Source organism: Saltatorellus ferox (assembly GCA_007751475.1).
Classification (GTDB): Bacteria; Planctomycetota; UBA1135; order UBA1135.
The window spans coordinates 6,740,269-6,759,193 of record CP036434.1 but is presented as its reverse complement, the minus strand read 5'-3'; the positions used below and the strand labels follow the sequence as shown (position 1 = coordinate 6,759,193).

General features: G+C 69.6%; 16 protein-coding genes. 5 read left to right on the top strand and 11 right to left on the bottom strand.

Annotated elements, in window-relative coordinates:
• Nucleotides 1-220: 220 nt before the first annotated feature.
• Both Poly30_RS24505 and Poly30_RS24500 read left to right on the top strand, forming a co-directional pair.
• Complete coding sequence (locus Poly30_RS24505) at nt 221-691, top strand: hypothetical protein (protein WP_145203841.1); 471 nt, start codon at nt 221-223, stop codon at nt 689-691.
• 135 nt (nt 692-826) lie between these two features.
• Entirely contained in the window at nt 827-2,869 is a 2,043-nt protein-coding gene (locus Poly30_RS24500; RefSeq protein WP_145203838.1) for a hypothetical protein, read from the top strand.
• Between the two features lie 23 nt (nt 2,870-2,892).
• Here the strand turns inward: Poly30_RS24500 and Poly30_RS24495 are convergent, their stop codons facing one another.
• From Poly30_RS24495 to Poly30_RS24480, 4 genes are all read right to left on the bottom strand, one after another.
• On the bottom strand, nt 2,893-3,873 hold the full coding sequence (locus Poly30_RS24495; protein WP_145203835.1) for a dihydrodipicolinate synthase family protein: 981 nt from the start codon (nt 3,871-3,873) through the stop codon (nt 2,893-2,895).
• Nucleotides 3,870-4,598, bottom strand: a complete 729-nt coding sequence (locus Poly30_RS24490) for a pyridoxine 5'-phosphate synthase (protein ID WP_419190621.1) — start codon at nt 4,596-4,598, stop codon at nt 3,870-3,872. Before Poly30_RS24490 ends, Poly30_RS24495 begins: the two co-directional genes overlap by 4 nt.
• Before the next feature lie 135 nt (nt 4,599-4,733).
• Nucleotides 4,734-5,429, bottom strand: a complete 696-nt coding sequence (locus Poly30_RS24485; protein ID WP_145203832.1) for a hypothetical protein — start codon at nt 5,427-5,429, stop codon at nt 4,734-4,736.
• A 3-nt stretch (nt 5,430-5,432) separates the two neighbouring features.
• Nucleotides 5,433-6,062 carry a hypothetical protein gene (locus Poly30_RS24480; RefSeq protein ID WP_145203829.1) on the bottom strand — a complete coding sequence of 210 codons (630 nt, stop codon included), beginning with the start codon at nt 6,060-6,062 and terminating at the stop codon, nt 5,433-5,435.
• Between the two features lie 296 nt (nt 6,063-6,358).
• On the opposite strand from Poly30_RS24480, the gene Poly30_RS24475 reads away from it, so the two are divergent.
• Nucleotides 6,359-8,260, top strand: a complete 1,902-nt coding sequence (locus tag Poly30_RS24475; protein ID WP_145203826.1) for a glycosyltransferase family 87 protein — start codon at nt 6,359-6,361, stop codon at nt 8,258-8,260.
• A gap of 64 nt (nt 8,261-8,324) precedes the next feature.
• Here the strand turns inward: Poly30_RS24475 and Poly30_RS24470 are convergent, their stop codons facing one another.
• The 6 genes from Poly30_RS24470 to Poly30_RS24445 are packed head-to-tail and all read right to left on the bottom strand — an operon-like array spanning nt 8,325 to nt 16,776.
• Nucleotides 8,325-9,206, bottom strand: a complete 882-nt coding sequence (locus tag Poly30_RS24470) for a hypothetical protein (RefSeq protein WP_145203823.1) — start codon at nt 9,204-9,206, stop codon at nt 8,325-8,327.
• Nucleotides 9,203-9,991 (bottom strand): class I SAM-dependent methyltransferase, encoded by a 789-nt coding sequence (locus tag Poly30_RS24465; protein ID WP_145203820.1) that lies wholly within the window; start codon nt 9,989-9,991, stop codon nt 9,203-9,205. The genes Poly30_RS24470 and Poly30_RS24465 overlap by 4 nt, the downstream gene beginning before the upstream one ends.
• Nucleotides 9,988-11,019 (bottom strand): AAA family ATPase, encoded by a 1,032-nt coding sequence (locus tag Poly30_RS24460; protein ID WP_419190620.1) that lies wholly within the window; start codon nt 11,017-11,019, stop codon nt 9,988-9,990. The genes Poly30_RS24465 and Poly30_RS24460 overlap by 4 nt, the downstream gene beginning before the upstream one ends.
• On the bottom strand, nt 11,016-13,835 hold the full coding sequence (locus Poly30_RS24455; protein WP_145203814.1) for an AMP-binding protein: 2,820 nt from the start codon (nt 13,833-13,835) through the stop codon (nt 11,016-11,018). The genes Poly30_RS24460 and Poly30_RS24455 overlap by 4 nt, the downstream gene beginning before the upstream one ends.
• Nucleotides 13,832-15,739, bottom strand: coding sequence for an asparagine synthase (glutamine-hydrolyzing) (gene asnB / locus Poly30_RS24450; protein ID WP_145203811.1), 1,908 nt, complete (start codon nt 15,737-15,739; stop codon nt 13,832-13,834). The genes Poly30_RS24455 and asnB overlap by 4 nt, the downstream gene beginning before the upstream one ends.
• On the bottom strand, nt 15,739-16,776 hold the full coding sequence (locus tag Poly30_RS24445) for an alcohol dehydrogenase catalytic domain-containing protein (protein WP_419190619.1): 1,038 nt from the start codon (nt 16,774-16,776) through the stop codon (nt 15,739-15,741). The genes asnB and Poly30_RS24445 overlap by 1 nt, the downstream gene beginning before the upstream one ends.
• Nucleotides 16,777-16,843: 67 nt before the next feature.
• Between Poly30_RS24445 and rsmD the strand changes: the two genes are divergently transcribed.
• Together rsmD and Poly30_RS24435 are read left to right on the top strand one after the other, a co-directional pair.
• A complete protein-coding gene (gene rsmD / locus Poly30_RS24440) occupies nt 16,844-17,485 on the top strand; it encodes a 16S rRNA (guanine(966)-N(2))-methyltransferase RsmD (protein WP_419190618.1) in 642 nt (213 codons plus the stop codon).
• Between the two features lie 167 nt (nt 17,486-17,652).
• The gene (locus tag Poly30_RS24435) at nt 17,653-18,294 is read left to right on the top strand and encodes a hypothetical protein (protein ID WP_145203802.1); all 642 of its coding nucleotides are present in this window, start codon (nt 17,653-17,655) and stop codon (nt 18,292-18,294) included.
• Here Poly30_RS24435 and Poly30_RS24430 read toward each other — a convergent pair.
• The gene (locus Poly30_RS24430) at nt 18,291-18,914 is read right to left on the bottom strand and encodes an arylesterase (protein WP_419190617.1); all 624 of its coding nucleotides are present in this window, start codon (nt 18,912-18,914) and stop codon (nt 18,291-18,293) included. The two genes, Poly30_RS24435 and Poly30_RS24430, sit on opposite strands and share 4 nt — an antisense overlap.
• Between the last annotated feature and the right edge of the window lie 11 nt (nt 18,915-18,925).

Genomic DNA, 18,925 nt, shown 5'->3' with positions numbered 1-18,925 from the left:
CGGCTTGGGCCCGCATGAAGGTCGACAGGTGGCGCCCATGGTGCCAAAATGGCAGCCATTGGTGCCTGAATGGCGCACCTCTCGGTTCGGCGGCCGTTTCTCCGGAACGCTGATACCGCCGCTCTCTCGCTCCGGTCCTGACTCCTGACAGACGTGATGCCCCTCGACGACGTTCGCCGGGCGGGCGACTTCCATCTCACATGCAACAGGAGAACTTGCCATGACGCGAATTCTGAACCACACCGCTGCCATCTGCTTCCTCGTCCTCGCACTCACCGCGGGAGCGGCCCAGGCCGTTGACGTCACGGGCGGCCAGCCCGGCGGCGGAGGCCTCCAGGAAGAGGCGGACGAGCCCGAAGACGTCAACGGCGATGAGCCCACGGTGCTCCAGTGCGGCGAAGAGTCGGAGCCCTTCGATATCCCGGTCGGCCCACACTCCGCGATCGCTGGCGGCCACGACGAGAAGAGCTTCGCGCTCGCGGCGCAGGAGCTCTACGACGAGATCGGGCTTGGGCGACCGAGCTGCGACAGCAGCAACTGCGGCTTCGGCCAGAACTGTCCTGCCCTGGGTGGAAGTCAGACGACTTCCGGCGGAGTGAGCGCGGACTGGCGCGCTCCCGGGAGCCGCTTCGTCGACCTCGACATCAAGCCGGGGACGCAAGGGCAGCAGACCTGCGCGAACTGCTCCTGAGATCGCCTGCGAGCGCGGAGGGGCGACGCCCTTCCGCGCTCGCGCACGTTTCTCTCTTCCATCCCTTTCAGAATCCAGGATGGTCGGCGACTCCCGCTCGTCCGGGGCGGACCATCCCAAGCACGAGCACAATCCATGAACACACGAATTCGCGGCGGATCGTTCCGTCTGTGGCTCACGTTGGGCGTCCTCCTTGGCGTGGCGGGCTGGCTGACAGCGCGTCTTGCGCCCACCACGAACCCCGCGCCGCCCGCCGTTTGGGTCGGCGCTCCCGAGCCGGCGGCACTGACCAGCGATGCCGCCGACGCGCCCGCAATTCTCGGTGCAGCGCGGCCCCTGCCGCAGGGCGAGCGCGTCGCGCAGGGAGTCGATCGAAGCCGATCGCGCGCCGCACTTCCGTGGCGGCTCGAGCCGCTTGGAGGACCTGCGGCGACACCTCTTCCCGCGGGCCAACTCCGCGTCCTGACGCGCGCTCCGGGAGGGCACTGGCTGGCTCACGGAGACCTCGACGTACGGGTCGGTGGACGGGTCGAGTTCCCAGCAACCCCCGCGCCGCCGTTCGAGTTTCGCGTGACCTCCGTCGGATTGGCCCAGGAGATCTTCGTGGTAGACGATCGAGGGTTCGTCGGAGACTCAGCCTCCGAGGTCGTGATCCGGGTGGCCCGCGAGGCGTACGTGGCGGTGCACTCCAGGGCGACCGGAGAGGAGCTGCATTCCGTCTGGATCGCCGAGGCCGCCGCGCCCGCCCGTGGTGCGAGTCCAGCCTTCGACTCACCGGGGCCCCAGGGATTCGAAGCAGGCTACCGCGAACTCGACGCACCCTTTCCCGTGCGTCGGCTCGCGGGAATGGAGCGGCCGCTCGTGAGCGCCGACGGCTGCGCCTGGCAAACCCTTCCCGATCGACTTCGGGTCGCGGGCGGGCGCGTTCTTCTCCGGCCTGGACACGAGGTGCTCGTGCACGTCGAGGCTTCCGCGGTGGCGCCGGTCGGTGGTATCGATGTGCTCAGCCTCCAGCTGATGGAGGAGGAAGTCGGGCGCTGGGGGTCGTCCTCGGTGTCGGTGGTGCTCGAACGAGCGCTCGCCCATGGAGGCCGGCTCGAGGGTGACTTCCGGTTCAGCGGCCTTCCGGTTCCGATTCGCTCTGCGGCGGCGGAGGCCTCCTGGAGGGCGCTGGACCCCGGGTCGGGCGACAGCAAGGAGACCGCCCGTGGGTTCGGCGGCACGTCCCTCGCTGGAGACCGGGTGGAGGTGGCGCTCCAGGGCGACACCCCAGAGGATCTCGTCGAAGGCTACATCGAGTTCGCCGATGCGGACCTCGCGGGGCGCGTGACGGGCGCGGCGCTCTACGGGGTGGGCGGAGCGATTTCGGTCGACGGGCTCTTCGCGAGGAAGCTGGGGCTCGGAGCGGGGCTCTCCGTCGCGGGCGACGGGCTGCTGCGCTGGGAGTGCGCGGCGCTCAGGCCCGGAAGCTACGCGATGCTGCTTCAGCCGCTAGGGATCTACTGCTCCCTGGAGGTGGAGGGCACCGAGCTGGGCGTGCAAACGCTCTACAGCGAGGTCCCGCCGCTGGTCTCCGTCGGATTGAACCTCTTGGAGCGCGACGGCTCGCTCTTCACAGGGGAGCGGTCGGTGGGGGTGACGGCGTTCGTGGCGGGGGCTGGCGCCGAGCGGCCCACGATCACGAGGCCGCTCCTGGTGGCAGGTGACGCCGAATCCTCGCCGACGCTGGAGCTGCGCGTTCCGCGGGGCGCGCGGTGCTTCGTGAGCATCAGCGCCGGGCGACGTTCCGCCGAGGGCGAATTCCTGGCGAAGGAGGCGAGCCTCCATGGGTTCCCGCTGGAGCCGGAGATGCGCTGGGTCACGCTGCGTCGGACGGTGGCGGACGAGGAGGTGGCGGCCCCGCTTCGCTGGTGGCAGCAGAACGTCTATCGGTTGAACGAGCGCGGTGAGGAGGAGGCGATCGTTTATCGGTCGCGGACGCCCCAGGGAGCTCCGGGTCGATCCGCGTTCACGGCCTGGGGCCTGACCTCCGAGCGCGAGCCCAGCAGCGAGCTGGATGTGGCGATCCCGGCGGAGGCCGGGACGCTCGTGGTACGAGGCGCTTTCGCGGGCGTGGGAGACGAAGTGATCGACGTGGGGGCCGACGTGCGGGAGGTGGTCGTGGTGGCGTCGAACTGACGGTGTCCAGCCTCCTGGGCCGCTCAGCTCAACGCAGGCACGAGCAGCTTGGCGGCCGTGAGAGACCTCTCCAGCGCCCGGCGATCCGACTCCCCGAGCGACGCGAGCGGAGCGCGGACTTCCGCGCTCCGGATCGCATCCAGCGCCAGGAGCGTTTCCTTCAGCGCGACGGGGCAGGGCGCCACCCGGAGCGTATCGATGAGCGGGTTCAGGCTGCGCTCCAGTGCGTCCGCGATCCGATTCGCCCGCACTCCGTGGCCCTGCGCCTCCAGGATCAGTCGCGCGACCTCCGCCGGCACGATGCCCCCGACGACGGAAACGGCTCCCGCCGCGCCGCTTCGCATGTAGGGTCCAATCATCCGGTCGTCGCCGCAGAGGACGGGGACCGGTAGCTGGGACGCAAGGGAGCGAGCACGCGCGGGCTGGCCGACGCCTTCGCAGTGCGCGACGAAGCTGGGTATCTCTGCACAGATTCGCCGAACGAGGTCGGGCGTCAGGTCGGTGCCTGTCCGCTTTGGCTCGTTCAAGAGAACGAGGGGCGTGTCCTTCGGCAGGCCCTCGGCGATGTAAGCGAAGTGGCGAACCAGTCCTTCGACCCTCGGTTGCGCGAAGGAGGGGGCGCACAGGAATAGCGCTTCCGCGCCTGCATGGACTGCCGTCACGGCAGCGCTCCGGGCTGCCCGGCTATCGATGTCGGTGATCGCCGCGTAGACGTGGAGTCGGAACCCTGAGTGGCGCGCTGCGCTCTCCGCGGCATGACCCACGACTCGCCCGAACTCGCTGAGTGAGAGCGCCCATCCCTCGCCCGCGGTACCGCCCACCAGGACCCCCGTCGTCGTGTGCCTCGACTGGAACCGGATGAGGTCGTCGAGGTCGCGAAGCTGGAGCGCGTTCGACGAGAACATCGTCGGCAGGGCCACGATCGAGCCCTCCAGCGGCACGATGCCGGCGGGATCCGCGCCCGGCTCGGCACGTTGGACGTCGTTCCTGGATGGGTCGCTCAAGCTCGTGCCTCTTCGATCAAACGCAGCATCTCCTTCACCGTCGGGTCGACCCCCTCGAAGACGGCCCGCGCCACCATGGCGAAGCCGATGTTCAATTCTTCCACTCCTTCGATGGCCGCCACGGGTTGCACGTTGTCGAAGTCGAGTCCGTGCCCGACGTTCACGCGCAGGCCGATCGAACGCGCATGGACGGTCGCGGCGATGAGCCGGTTCAGTTCGGCCGCGCGGACCGCGCCGGTCGCGTTCGCGTAGGCGCCGGTATGAAGCTCGACGAAGGGCGCCCCCACGGCAGCCGCCACGTCCAGCTGGGCTGGCTCGGGATCGATGAACACCGAGACGACGCCTCCGGCCGCAGCGAGCCGGGCCACGGCGTCCGCCAGCCGCGGCCGCTCCCTGATCGCGTCCAGTCCGCCCTCGGTGGTGATCTCCAGTCGGTTCTCGGGCACCAGGCAGAAGGCGTCCGCGCCGCTCGCTTCCGCGATCTTGAGCATGGACTCGTCGAGGCTCGACTCCAGGTTCAGAAGCGTCTTCACCGCCTCTCGGAGCCCGTGGATGTCCGCGTCCTGCATGTGCCGCCGGTCCTTGCGCAGGTGGCACGTGATCCCGTGCGCCCCCGCGGCCTCGCAGCGAATGGCCCATTCGACGGGATCAGGAAAGACTGCGCGCCGAGCCTGGCGGATCGTCGCGACGTGGTCGACGTTGACGTGGAGTCTCTGGTTGCTCACGCCGCCGATCCTAGGAATCGGAGGGGCTCTTCCCAAAGAGTCTCCGGCAATTGCGGAACTCGTCCCAGGGATGGTTTCCAGGAGCGCCCCGGGCGGCTCGCCGCGCCCGAGCTGGCCCTTTCCGTTCCAGGCGCTTTACCCGAAGACGAACACCGGCCAGATCAGGGCTGCCACGATCAGTGCCACGTCCAGCGTGGGCCACTGCCGCAGCGGGACGTCCAGTCCGCGCTCCAGCGCGTTGCGGGAGTCCTCGAACTCCAGGGAGAGAAGCTGGACCCACTCGACCTCGCCGCGCGCGTCCAGTCTGGCTCCGACGAGGCGATAGACGCGATGCCTTCGCTCCTCGTCCGGCGAGTCGTCCACCAGTGCGTAGGCGCTCGCTCCTGCGCTCAGTCTTGTCGCAGCACGCGCGGTCGCGTCGTCCAGGTTCGAGGGATCGATCACGACCGGCACCTTCATGGGAGAATGCTCCGTGCCGTACAGGCTCAACGTTCCGGGCGCGACATTGCCCCGGCTGGCCAGCACGACCGCGGGCTGGATGGCGCGCCCGAAGCGCCATGTCGGCTCGAGCGGCGGATCCAGGATGGCTCGGCCCTCGTCGTCCCGCCGGACGGGCCGCTCCGGCCAGTCCTCAGGCAGTTCCAGCGCGCTCAGGCCGCCGCCCTCGAGACCTTTCACGTTGCGCAGCTCGAAGTAGATCTGATCCGCCCCTCCCGCGCCGTCGTGCCCGCCCCACGGAGTGACCTCGTGTTGGAACGTGCGCAGGTTGGAGCAGCTCGCGCAAAGCGTGAGCGCGACGACGGCCAGGACACACTGCAGGAGACGTCCCATGGGTTATTCCTCCCTCAGCGCTCGCTCGAGGCCGACGTTGGAGATCCAGATGGCGCCCGCGACGACTCCGACGAGCATGGCCACCTGAGCCGGTCCGCGGAGCCAGAGGCTCTCTTGCCACCCGTGAATCTCGTCCTCCGTCACCGGCCAGTCGAACCGAGCGATCCGCACGGCCTCCCGCGGCCACCCGTCGAAGCCCACGATGTCCACGCGAAGCACGTCCCGCCGCTGGTCCTCGCGAACGAGGTAGATCTCCGCATCGTCGCCGGTGACGACTCGCATGCCCGAAGAGGGCTGGCCGTTCAGCTCCGCCTCCCGTTCCACGCGAATCGTGGCCGTGCTCAGGGCCGTTTCGCGCCGCTTGCCGTCGAGGAAGGTCACCGTCACGGCATCCGCCGGGAGCATGGCGCGGAGTTCTCCTGAGTCATCGGCCGTGCGCGGCGCCGATCGCCAGTCGGCGGGAAAGCGAACCTCGACCTTCGGGATGGCCTGGAAACGCTCGACCTGCAGCCCGCCCGTCACGACGTGCTGCGGCGCGCCGTCGTCAGGGCTGAGGCGGCTACCCCACCATGCGGGGCCAGCGGCTCGAGTCGGAATGCAGGAGACGGCGAGGCATGCGAGTGCCCCGGTCATGAATGGTGTCCGTTTCATCATGGGAAGCGATCGTTCGAGGCGCGAGCCCGGGACTGGGCGCCACGCAGCGGATAGGAACGCTGGCGGCACTCGCGGACGCGAATCCCGTGGCTCGCCGCTGATCCTAGGCCACATCGCTCTCCGAACGCCATTCACGCATGGTGAGCGCAGCGATTCGCGACCTGAATCGAATGACGCCCTGGTGCCCCGAATCAGAAGTTCGTCGCATGAGTTTCGCCTGTTTCGCTCCGTAGCTGCGTTGCCGAACCTTGGACGGAACTTAGATTGTGGCCCCCATGCACGCCGATTCCACGCCTCCTCACGCCCTCGTCTCCAGCCGTACGATGCTGGTGCTCGTCGCGCTGGCGGGGGCGATCATCAGCTACTTCACTTTCGCGGATTTCCTCTTCGAGGACTCGTACATCACGCTCAGGTACGCCACGAACCTCGCGAGCGGTCAGGGGCTCGTCTTCCAGTCCGGCGAGGCGGTTCTCGGGACATCCGCGCCCTTCTGGGCCATGTTCCTCGCGCTGCCGCTGTCGCTCGGTGCCCAGCCCGAGGTCGTACTCGACGTCGCCTTTTGCTTTTCCCTAGCGGCCCTCGGCTACGCGGGCGGACGGTTGCTTCAGCGCCTCGGGTCACCGGGGGCGGGCGTGGCCTTCGCACTGGCCGTGGCGCTGGGTGTCGGGCGTTTGCACGCCTACTGGGGGATGGAGACGCCGCTCTTCACGGCGCTCCTCCTGGGGGCCTGGTGCTGGGCGCTCGATCGCAGGTACGTGCTCTCGGGCCTTTGCCTGGGACTCGCCTGCTTGACTCGCTACGAGGGCTACGCGTTCGGCGCCGCCATGGCGATCGTGCTCGCCTCCCGCGGTTCCTGGTCTGCGATCCGCTCGGGCGGACTCGCGCTGGCCGGGGTCACGCTCCCCTGGCTCGGCGTGGCCTGGCACTACTACGGCAATCCCATCCCCTTGCCCGCGGGGGCCAAGGCGGGGCACGTCTCGCCGCTGCGCTACTTCGAGCGTTCCTACCTGGACCTCCCGCACGATCTCTTCTGGCCTCTCACTGGACCCCTTGCGGATCCCACCGGTGGCGCGGGCTACGCGTACCCCGTGGGGCTGGCCCTCAGCGTCGTCCTGGGGATCCTCGGCCTGCTGGGCGTGATCTACCTGATCAAATCGCGCCAGTTCCTCGCGGCCGCGCTGCCGCTGGGGGGGCTCTTCGTGTTTGCCGTCCTGATCGCGTTCGCGCCAGGCCCGCTCTGTACCTGGCACCGCGCGCCCCTGCACATGATCGGGCTCCTCTGCGCGCTGTACGGGCTCGCGCGTCTGACCCGCGGCAAGTGCGCCGGACCCCGCTGGAGATCGGCCGGGTACGCAGCCGCGGTGCTCGGCGTCCTGGCGGCGATTCCGATCCATCGGGCCGCGTCCTTCCAGCTGCGCAACACCTTCCAGTACGTCGGTCGAGAGATCGCCTATCCGGAGATCGCCGACTTCCTCCGGCAGACCCGATTGAACGAAACGACGGTGCTGACGTGGGAGCCCGGCTACCTCGCGTTCATGAGCGACGCGCGCGTCATCGACGTCGCGGGTCTGGTCACGCCCGCACCTACGTTCACGGCGGCCAGCACCTCGCGCTGGGACGTCGGCTTCCCGAACGAAGCCGACCTGGTCCTCCTGAGGGCTCCCTTCCGACCCGAGGGCTTTCAGCTGATCTTCGAAGGCTCGATGGGCTCCTGGTTGTTCGCTCGGCCAAGGATCGTGGAGCGGTACGCGGACGCCATCGAAGCGTACCGCTCGAGCAACGCCGAGGGTGCAGAGGTCCAGCCCGTCACCGGCGGCCCCGTGGCCCTCACACCCTCCTATTCGGGCCCGCCCTTCGTGATCGGGCCGCCGGGAACGCTGACGCGAATCAGCCCCAAGCAGGACATGCTCGCCCTCACCGCCGAAACGCCGATCCTGGGACTCGATACACCAACACTGGAGATCGAGTTTCAAACGAAGACGCCGAACTACGTCCAGCTCCAGCTCGTCGTGCGCGGCGAGGTGGTCCTCGCCACGAAACCAGGCGCCGAAGGAGAAGACCCGCTCCTCACCTGGGACGTGAGCCCCTGGCGAAACCGGACCGCGAAGGTTCGCGTTCTGGCGGTGGCGGGTTCGGGAGCCGACGCATCCTTCGGCGTCGTTCGGGCTGCGGACTGAAAGGACGGCCTGCCGACCTTCTCGCATCGCTCGGTCGGACCGAGGCAATCCTTGACCCGAAGAGTCAGCGGACTCCGCTCAAGGGAAGGTAGTCCGCGACGGCGCTCCCGAGGCAGCGGGCGTCCACCAGCGGCGCGCCGATCCCCTCGGCTGCGTGGACCGTGTCGATCACCCGGAAGTCCACGCTGAACCTCGTTCGTCCGGACTCATGGGCGAGCGTTCTGTGGAGATGGGCTCCGGCGAAGAGCAGCTCGTCGCCCTCCCCCGGACGGAAGCCCAGCTCCGCCTCCGGGCTCGACTCGATCTCGCCCGTCAGCGACGGGAAGACGGCCTTGCGACCGGCCTCGATGTCCTGCCAGCCGATCTTGAGGTCCGGCCCGTCCTTGACCCAGTCGCGGTAGTCGAACCGTTCGCTGTCGTTCGGCGCGGGGCGCTCCAGGTAGTGGGGGTAGAACGTGAACGTCTCGGCCTCACCCGCGTCGTGCAGCGCGATCCACCAGGTCACGAGGCAGCTCGGATGCGAGTACCAGACGTCCCGGTGGGCCTGGAAGACCGGCGCCGCCGCCGGGTTCCTGGCACCGCCGCTCTGCACGACCCGGAGCTTGAGCGGATCGTACGCGGTTCGCTCCGGATCGAGGCCCGCCGCAACGATCGTTGCGATCACTCGCTCTCGCCAGAAGGGCTCGATGTAGAACGCGCGCCGAAGCGTCTTGACGCGCGCGAAGAAGTCCTCGTTCGAAAGCTCGTACTGCGCGAGCGCCGGATCGCCGACGTCCGCGAAGGCCGCGCGCACCGCCTCCATCGCGTCGCGGGCGAGCGTTCGTGCCGAGTCCGTTCCGGAGGAGAGCGAGATCTCGCCAGCGTAGAGCTGATCGAGCAGCTCGTCGGATTTCGTCGTGCGCGGACGGCGCTCGATCAGCGGTCGCCCTGTGGATGCGGTGGTCATGCGGGCCTCCTGGCGAGCACGATGCAGCGGGGGTCGTCGAGGGTGAGGGAAGCGCCGTCGATGCCCGCGAAGTACGCCTCGACGCGGAAGCCCGCGGCCTCCAGGTCAGCGCCGAGCTCGTGCGGCATGGAGAGCATGAGCGACGTGTCGTGCACGGCCAGCTGCTCGCCGTCCGCCTCGTAGGTCCAGCGCTTCAGAAGTCGCCCGCTTGCCAGATCGACGCGGCTGCGGCGGGTCATGGTGATGAGGCCGCGCGGCGTTTCACGCTGCACGACCACCTCTTCCTGGAAGGCGCGCAGGACGCCCGCGAGGTTCATCGTATCGAGGGCGAAGAGAGCCCCGGGCGCGAGGCTTCGGAAGGCCCCCCGCAGCATATTCCGGTTGTGCTCTCGGGTCGGAGCGTAGCCGTAGCTCGTCCACCAGTTGAAGCCCGCATCACACGCGGGCTCGGCGGTGAAGGCGCTCGCGTCCGCGGCGACGAAGTTCACGCGCTGACCGGCTGCGCTCGTGTCGCGGCGCGCTCGCTCGACGTACGCCGCCGACTGATCCACGCCAAGGACGTCGAAACCCCGCGCTGCCAGCGGCCCGCTGAGACTCCCGATCCCACAGCACTGATCGAGCACGCGCTGGCCGGAACCCGGAGCGAGCTCCAGGATGCGCATGAGGAAATCAACCGTTGCCTCGACCTCGGTCGGGTCTTCCCGCACGAGGAGCGTCTCCGCGAGCAGGTCGTCGTAGAAAGGAACCCACCAGGCTTCCTTCGTGTTCCGTGTATCCAGAGTCATGGCATGGGTTCGGGTGGAGGAACGGCTCGGACGGCGTCGACAGCCGCGCGGAAACGCTCCTCGAAGTCGCCTCGGATCAGGGCGAAGGGGCGGCCCGCCTCCTGCAGCGCGGCCTCGTAGCGATCGAAGAAGCGTCGGCGCTCCTCCGGCAGATAGCGGATCGGATCCGGCACGAAGGGAACGTCCACATCGAGCAGGAGCGTCAGGTCGGGCGCTTCGGCTTCGGCGATCGAGGCCACTTCCTCCGGCACCTGCCCGTGCAGGAACTCGCACCAGATCGTGGTCGCGAGCGCGTCGGTATCGACGAACAGCCGCCGATTCGCAGAGCGTTCGAGCGCGCGCTGGCTCGCCGCGTGACCGCGCGCGATCATCACCATGTCCCCGGGCTCGACCCGCGCGGTCTCGCCGTCCATGGGAGCGCCTTCCCGGGTCAGCCAGTCGCGCGCGTACTCGGGCACCCAGACGGTCTCGAACTCCTTCGCCAGGCGCGCGGCCAGCGTGCTCTTGCCCACGGATTCCGGGCCAGCGATGGCGATACGGCGAAGGAAGTGGGGCCGAACGACGTCGGGAAGATGCCGCCAGTGCTCCCAGGGGTTTCTTCGGATCGCGGTGCCGCTCGTGGCGATCGGTCCCTCGTCGTCCGTGCCCGGCCGGGTCACGGGCACGAACCGGGCACCGAGCTGACGCGCCAGCTCTGCGCCGTAGCCCTCGGACGCGAAGACGTGCGTGGGCGGACGCTCCAGGCAGCGCAAGAGGCTCGTGCGCCAGAGCGGCCAGAAGTCCGGTGATTGCTCCGGAAGCGACGGAAGATCGTCCGTCAGAGCGTGCACGGTCGCGCCTGGGATGAGCTCTTTCATCCAGCGCACGCGCAGCTCGCTCCCGATCGGCTCCGACGCCACGGAGGCGACGATCACGTCGAGGTCGTCGACCATCTGCTCCGCGAAGCGGAGGAGCCGCAGATGGCCGGCGTGGGGCGGCAGGAACTTGCCGAGGACGAGGCCGCGTGTACGCTCCGTTCCGGGGGTCACGGGGCCACCTCCACATCGGCGCTGCGTCCGAGCGCATGGCGAACCAGTGCACGCAGGGCTTCCACGGTGAGCACCGGCGGAAGCGCGCCCGGGAACCGTGAGGCCACGGTGGCACAGTGGAAGCGATGATCGCTCGCGAGGAACAGATCGCCGCTCCTGGGTGTCCGGGCCATCTCGGTTCCATGGGCGCGAGCGGTCAGCGCCGCGAGCGCCACCGCTCGGTCCACGGCCTCCGCGTGGCAGGCGGGCGTGGACAAACTCTCGGGCGGCCACGCAGCCATCTTTCGGACCGCGACCCCCTCGAGGTCCATGGCCTCGAAGAGCTGGGCGCCGGTGGCTGCCGACGGGGACGCGAGATGGACCGGGCGATTCGGTGACTCATCCTTCGAATCGAGCAGTCCGGCGAGCAGCCTCGCCGCGCGGTCGACGGGCGTGACGTCGAAGGCGCGCTGGTCGGCGTGGGTCGGCCACGTGCCCAGCGCCGCGACGCCGCGGATCACCCGGCTGAGCTGATCGAGGGGCCGGGGCTGATCGAGGGGCCGGGGCTGGTGGGGCGGCAGTGGGCCATCCGGCAGATGGACGTCCGCAGTGAGCAGGCCCGGACGCACGAGGCTCCCGCCGAACGGATAGCGACGCGCGAGCTCCTCGCCGAGGAACTTGGACTGCGCGTAGCCACCGAAGATCCGGTGGTGGTCCGAAAGCGCGAGGTCGTCCCCGATGACTCCGGGCGCCAGGTCGCTTTCGACGAACACCGAGAGCGTGGAGACGTGATGCAGGCGCGCTCCGAGGCGCGCGGCGACTTTCATCACACGCGCCGTGCCGGTGACGTGGATCGGGCGCAGCGAAGCACAGCTGCGGACGAGGTCGACGGCCCCCGCGCTGTGCACGACCTCGCCGACCGCACCGAAGAGGGCGCGGAGCTGTTCGTCCGAGAGCCCCAGTCGCTCGAGCCCCAGATCGCCCCGGAGCACCTGGACGCCGCTCGGCAGCGCGCCGCCCAGCTGGCGCACGAGTCGATCGGTGGCGTGCTCCTGGTCCTTGCCGCGCACGAGGGCGAACACCGGTCGTGCGCCGAAGTATCCGCGGCGAAGGAGCTGGCTACCGAGCATGCCGGTGGCGCCGGTCAGCAGCACGCCGGGACCGCGGCGGCCCGTGCTCGCGGCGCTCAGCCGAAGCCTCGGGAACTCGACGGCGGCCTCTGCGCGGAGTTCCGAGACGGTGCGCCCGCGGGTCAACGCGCCGCGCAGGTCGGCGAGCCGGGGCGAGCTGAAGACCGCCTCGGGTTCGACCGCAAGGCCACTGCGGGCCGCCTCGACCGATAGCTCCAGCGCGGTGACGGAGTCGCCGCCCAGCGCGAAGAAATCGTCGTCGTCGCAGGCGCTCGTGATCCCGAGCACGCGGCACCAGGCGCGGCCGAGGGGGTCGCTCTCCGGACCCGCGTCGACCTCGCTGCGCGTGCCGCCGAGGGGTAAGGCGGCGAGGGTTGCAAGGTCGACCTTCCCGTTCCCGAGTCGCGGCAGCGCTTCGAGCGCGTGAATGGTCGCCGGACGCTTCCAGTCCTGGAGCGAGCGCGCCGCTTGGCTCGCCGCATCGCCGTCTCCTTCGATGAACGCGACGAGATGCGGGGCGGGAGCCGGGAGCACGAGCACAACGGCCGCCCGCACTTCGCTCGATGCGAGCAGCGCGGACTCCACCTCGGCGAGTTCGAGCCTCTGTCCCCGAAGCTGCACCTGGCGGTCGCATCGACCGAGGAAGAGGTAGCTCCCGTCCGACTGTGCCCGCGCGAGGTCGCCGGTCCTGTAGGCGCGCGGACCTCCGCCGGGAAGCTGCACGAACGCCCCACGCCCACCGTCGAGGTAGCCGAGCCCGACGCCGTGGCCGCTGATGTAGAGCTCGCGATCGAGGACGTCGAACCGAACGCCCGGTAGCGGCCACCCGAGGCTCGCCGCATCCGCGTGATGCTCGGGATCGATCACCTGGGCGCTGGCGCAAACCGTGGTCTCCGTCGGTCCGTAGACGTTGACCACGCGCACGTGACGCGCGGCGGCCCGGAGCGCATGGGGCGGCGCTGGCTCGCCGCCGACCACGAGGGTTTCGAGGGCCGGCGGGAGGCCGCGTTCGACGAGCGCGGGCAGCTTGGATGGCGGAAGGTCGACCTGCGTGAGCGCCGCCGACTCGATGAAGTCGAGCATCGAAGGACCGTGTTCCTGGCCGGACCAGATCACCAGCGTGGCTCCGCTCCAGAGCGCGACCCCGATGTCGGAGATCGACGCATCGAAGTGACCCGCGAGCATCCAGGCGGCGCGCGTATGCGCGGTGGTCCCGAAGAGCCGCGCCTGTTCTTCGAAAAGTCGCGGCAGCCCGCCGTGACCGATGCGGACGCCCTTCGGCACTCCCGTGGAGCCCGAGGTGAACATGATGTACGCCTCGTCGTCCTTCCCGGGTCCAGCCGCCCGCTCCGCGCGGTCCTGCGGACGCCAATGGAGCGTTCTGGCGTCGGTGTAGGGGCCGAGCTGCGCCAGCAGCGCCGCTTCGGTATCGACGGGGAGATCGGGCGCGAGCGGCACCAGTGAGGCGCCCACGTACCAGCCCGCGAGGAGCTGGATCACGTAGCGCTCGTCGCGGGTCGCGTCCATGACCACGCGGGTCCCCGGCGAGACGCCGAGCGCGCGTAGCGCGACCGCGGCCCCTCGGACCTCGTTCGCGAGCCAGCCATAGGACCTGGGTCCCGCACCGTCGGTGGCGAGAGCAGGCTGAGCTGGCTGCGTCTCCGCGAGCGCGAGAACCCGCGCCGTGAGAGTCTCGACGTCGCTCATCGGACGAGGGCCGCCGTCCTCGGCGATGCGATGTAGGCGTCGTGCAACCAGGCGAAGCTGAACGCCATGAGGACCGCGGGCATCCAGGCGGCGCGCTCACTAGCCCCGGCGCCTTCCATGGAGCGAAGGCGTCCTGCGATAACGTCGCGATCGAACGGTCCGCCGGTCACGAAGGCGGGGCGATCCAGCTCGGCCAGCAGATGGGCGGCGTGAACCCGGGACGGTGGCGCGAGGAACGGGTGCTTCTCGCGGGTGCGCACGTCCTCGGGAATCAGGCCGCGGACGGCCTCGCGCAGCACGGCCTTCTCCTGCCGTCCGCGGATCTTGAACCCGGTGGGCAGAGCCCGCGCGAGCGCGGCGACGCGGCGATCGAGGAAGGCGGGTCGTCCTTCGACCGCGTGGGCGAGTTCCATCCGATCGGAAAGCGTCTCCAGTATGTACCCGGTGAGCGCGTGGGAGGACCAGGTCTCTGCGGCGATGGCGGGATGGTCCAGTCCTGATGGATCGGCCAGGGAGCCCGCGAACCGTTCGGCCGGTGAAGAGGCCTGGAGACCGCGGCGGAACTCCGGGTTCATCAGGGAGTGGACGCGCACGCCGAGTCCTGCCTTGGCGCGAACCCAGGTGGGCACGAAGCCGAGCGCGGATTCCACCGCAGAGAGGTCGGTATCGGCCGGGTGGCCACCCGTGGACTCGGCGGGCAGCATGAGGCCCGCACTCGCGGCGTTGGAGGCGTCGAGCCCGTCGACGCCCGCGTCGGCGCGCAGGTGGGCGTAGCCGAAGAAGAGCTCGTCGGCGCCCTCACCCGTCAAGGCGACCGTGATGCCGTCGGCGCGGAGCCGTTGCATCAGCAGGTACTTGGCCGCGATGTGGTGGTTGATCGAGAAGCCCTCGCTGTGCGCGATGGCGGCAGGCAACGCGACGCTGAGCGCGTCCGCATCGAGGGACAGCACGCGGTGGTCGAGGCCGAGTGCGGCGGCGCTGCGAGCCGCCTGGGCCTCTTCGTCGTGATCGCCGCCTCCGGTGAAGCTGACGGTGTAGGCGGGGAGACCGGGTCGGTGCCGGGCGGCGATGGCCGCCACGATCGTCGAGTCGAGGCCGCCGCTGAGGAGTGCGGCGATCGGTACCTCCGCCCGGAGACGCTGGTGGACGGCGTCGTTCAGCGCGACGCGCACTTCGTTGGCCGCTTCTGCGAACGTACCTGTGAACGGCTCGCACGCAGCGTGGACGCGCTCGCGCCGAAGCGGCTCGCCTGGGCGCAGGGTGAGGATCTCTCCGGGCAAAACCTGATGAACGCCTTCGAAGATCGTCGTGTCCCTGGGCGGATACTGGAACGCGAAAGCCACGGCCAGCGCGGCTTCTTCCCAGCGCGGCTCGACGCCCATGGCAAAGAGGGCCTTGGCCTCGCTCGCGAAGAGGTACTCCGGGCCGTTCGAGGTCGTGCGCTCGTTGAAGAGCAGCGGTCGAATCCCGAAGCCATCCCGCGCGGCGACGAGCGTCTGCGTGCGCCCGTCGAAAAGAACGAACGCGAACTCACCGCGCAGGCGCTCGACCGCGCCGCGCGCTCCGTGCTCCTCGTAGAGGTGAACGATCAGCTCGCAGTCGCTTCCGGTCCGAAACCGATGGCCGCGGGCCTCGAGTTCGCGGCGCGTGACGTCGAGGTCGTAGAGTTCGCCGGTGCAGGTGACGGCGATCGTGCCGTCCTCGTTCGTGATCGGCTGGGCGCCGTCCTGGAGCGCGAGAGTCGCCAGACGCACGTGGCCCAGCGTGCACGGGGTCGCGGCGTCCCCGGGCGACCACGTGCCCGATCCGTCCGGACCGCGGTGCCGGATCGCATCGAGGCCGCGCAGGGCGCGCTCGCGCTGCGCTCGGTGGTCGCCGCCGCACAGGGCCACGAGGCCGCACATCAGCCGATTCCCCCCAGCGTGCGGGTGGGGACGAAGAAGAGCTTCACGGCCTCGGATCGGCGACCCTCCGCGAAGACCTCGCGGTACTCCGCGAGTGGGCGCGCGCTTCCGAAGAGGTCTTCCAGAACCAGCGCCGGGTCCGCGAGCGCTTCGGCGGCGCGCTCGAAGCTTCCGTAGGCGCGTGCGACGACCGTGATCTCCCGCGCCACCCAGTCCGCGGGCGCGAAGGAGCGCGGGCGCGCGGTCCGGCTCTTCAGCACGAGCGTGCCGCGCTTCCTCAGGGCAGCCGTCATGGCGGCGAGAGCCCCGTCGTCCGGCAGGCCCGCGTCGATCACGAAGTCGAGGCCTCCGGCAGGGACGCGGCTTGCCAGCGCCTTCGGGGCCAGGATCTGCGGCCGCGAGAAGCCCGCGTGCTCGAGGACGCGCGCCGTGAGTTCGGCGATGCGTCCCTCGCCGACGATGACGCCGCGGTCCGTCGGACGGAGGCCGGCGTCGAGCGCGCCCATGGCGGCAGCGACGGGCTCCAGGTAGGCGGCGCGCAGGGCATCGACTTCGGCGGCGATGGGGTACGCGCAGGCGGCGGGCACCGCGACGAAATCAGCGAAGACGCCGTCCAGCTCGACGCCCAGGCGGCGCGGGTTCAGGCAGTCGTTCGGAGCCGCAAGCGCGGGGACCGAGGCCGGATCGCCGGAGCAGCCGCTGCACTCTCCGCACGGGACGCGCGGGTCCAGGCCCACGAGGACGCCGGGGTTGAGGCGGGTGACCGCTGGTCCGACGGCGCGGACGAGCCCGGCGGCCTCATGGCCGAGCACGACGCCGGGTGTGGCCGCCAGGGTTCCGTCCGCCACGTACAGGTCCGTCCTGCAGAGGCCAGCCGCCAGGATTTCGACGACGACGCCGTCTGGCCACGTGATCCCGGGAACGTCGCGGCGCGCAAGGGTCACTCGCGCCTCCAGGGGGAGTGGCCCCAGGGCGAGGGCGTCCATGCTGGTTCCGGCGCGGGCCGGGAGGCTCTTGGGGCTGCTGGTGGTCTTCATCGGCGGGGCTAATAGTGTGATTGTTACACTATGATCGGCCAGTCGGCAAGTCGAGCCCCTGGAAAAGGTGGCCTTCCGTATCACATCGGGAGCACATGACGGCGCTATCGTGTGCTGCGTGCGCATTATTACAGGCAGATTTCGCGGTCGACGACTCGTCGCTCCCGCCGGTGAAGACACGCGGCCCATGCTCGGCCGTGTGAAGGAGAACCTCTTCAACATCCTGGGGGACGAGGTCATCGACGCCGCCGTCCTCGATCTCTTCAGCGGATCCGGATCCATCGGCCTGGAGGCCCTGTCCCGCGGCGCGGCGAGTGTCCGGTTCGTCGAGGAGTCCAAGGAGGCGCGGAAGGCGCTCCGGAAGAACTGCGAGGGGCTCGATCTCGAGCCCGGTGAGGTCGAGCACGCCCCCGGGGACGCGATGATCGCCGATGCGTGGCGCCAGCCGGACGGCGAGCGCTGGGTCGACGTGGCCTTCCTGGACCCGCCGTATCCGATCTGGCGGGCGCCGGGCGACCGTCGGACGATGCTGGCGGTGGTGGATGCGGTCCTGAAGGAAGCGGTGAAGCCGACGGGGGTGCTCGTGCTTCACACGGCGCCGAAAGACCTGGACGGTCCCGACCTCGGGCTCCCTGACGATGCGAAGCCCAGGGTCTACGGCAACTCCGCGCTGTGGTTCCTGAGGCCAGCGGACGCCCCTGAGGATTGACGCTCCTGGGAATCGACGCGACATGGGATCGGGTGCGCGTCGCCCCGAGAAATCGGACCCTGTAGCTCAAGCGCCGGGCGGATCTGGTCGATCGCGGAGGGTACGCCCGGAAATCCTTTCCGGGCGCACCGCCTGCCTTCGACTTCCCAGCTCCCGCTCCGGTCACCATGCTCCATCTCTTCGGCGCTCCGCTCATCGCCTCGCTTCTCTTCGCGGGCCCCGCTGTTCCCGCCGCGAACGTGCAGGTCGTGGAAGCCGCCGCGCCGGTCCCTCCCGTCATTCCGACCTACTCGATCAGCGCGCTGCTCTACCAGCCGGAGAGGAAGCTCGGAGAGGAGCATCGGGTCTTCGCTCAGCTCCATGGCGAGATCGACGACTGGCATCCCTTCCTGACGCGCTTTCACAGCGGCGACTACCGCTGTCTCACGTTCTGGGCCGATGAACAATGGCTCTGGATCAAGGAGGAGTTCGACGCTCCCGCGGTCGACTTCTTCGTGCGTCGCGGCAGCGAGGTCGATCGGCGCCTCAGGCAGTGCAGGAAGCACGATCGGCTCCAGCTCGACCTGGAGGTACGCGAGGTCCACGCCGGTCGCACCTGGATCGAGATCACGGGCGCGACTCTCACCGAGGCGCAAACCCCGGAAGGCACGATCCTGCACGCGATTCGCGCCCTCGACATGATCGAGCGCGAAGGGTGGGCGCTCGCCGCGAGCGAGCTGGAGCGCGCTCTGAAGCCGGACCTTCCGGGTCACGTGCGGCGTGAACTTCGGACGATCCTCGAGCAGTGTCGGGCCGCAGCGGCGCGTTAGCGGCCCTGGGGGCGCTGGCCGGGTGCCAGGAGAGGAGACGCCGTCGAGATCATCGATGTGAGGGGCCGCACGATGTTCTTCGCGAGTCGTTCGTGGCCCTCGGGCGTAGGGTGCAGGCCGTCCGGTAGGTTCATCTCGGGGAGGCCGCCGACGCCATCCAGGAACGAAGGAACGAGCTGCACGTCGAGTTCACCGCTGATCCGCGTGTACATCTCGCCGAACTCGCGCGCGTAGTCGCCGAGGTTCGTCGGGGCGTTCATGCCGAGAAGAAGCACCTGCGCATCCGTGAGGTGGATGGTGGCGATGATCTCCTTCAGGTTCGTTTCGATGTTCGTCAGGGACTGACCGCGCAGCGCGTCGTTCGCGCCGAGTTCCACGACGACGACGTCCGGCGAGGTGTTCTTCAGCAGAAAGTCCAGACGGTTGAGTCCGCCGCGCGTCGTGTCGCCGCTGACGCCCGCGTTCACGATGTGGAAGGGGACGCCGTAATCGAGCGCCTGGCGCTGGACCGCGGCCGGGAAGGCCTGGTCCGGCGGAAGGTGAAGCCCTGCGGTGATCGAGTCGCCGAGGAAGAGCACGGTCGGCGCGTCCTCGGGGATGTCTGGCGTTTCGTAGCTCACGGTTTCCACGT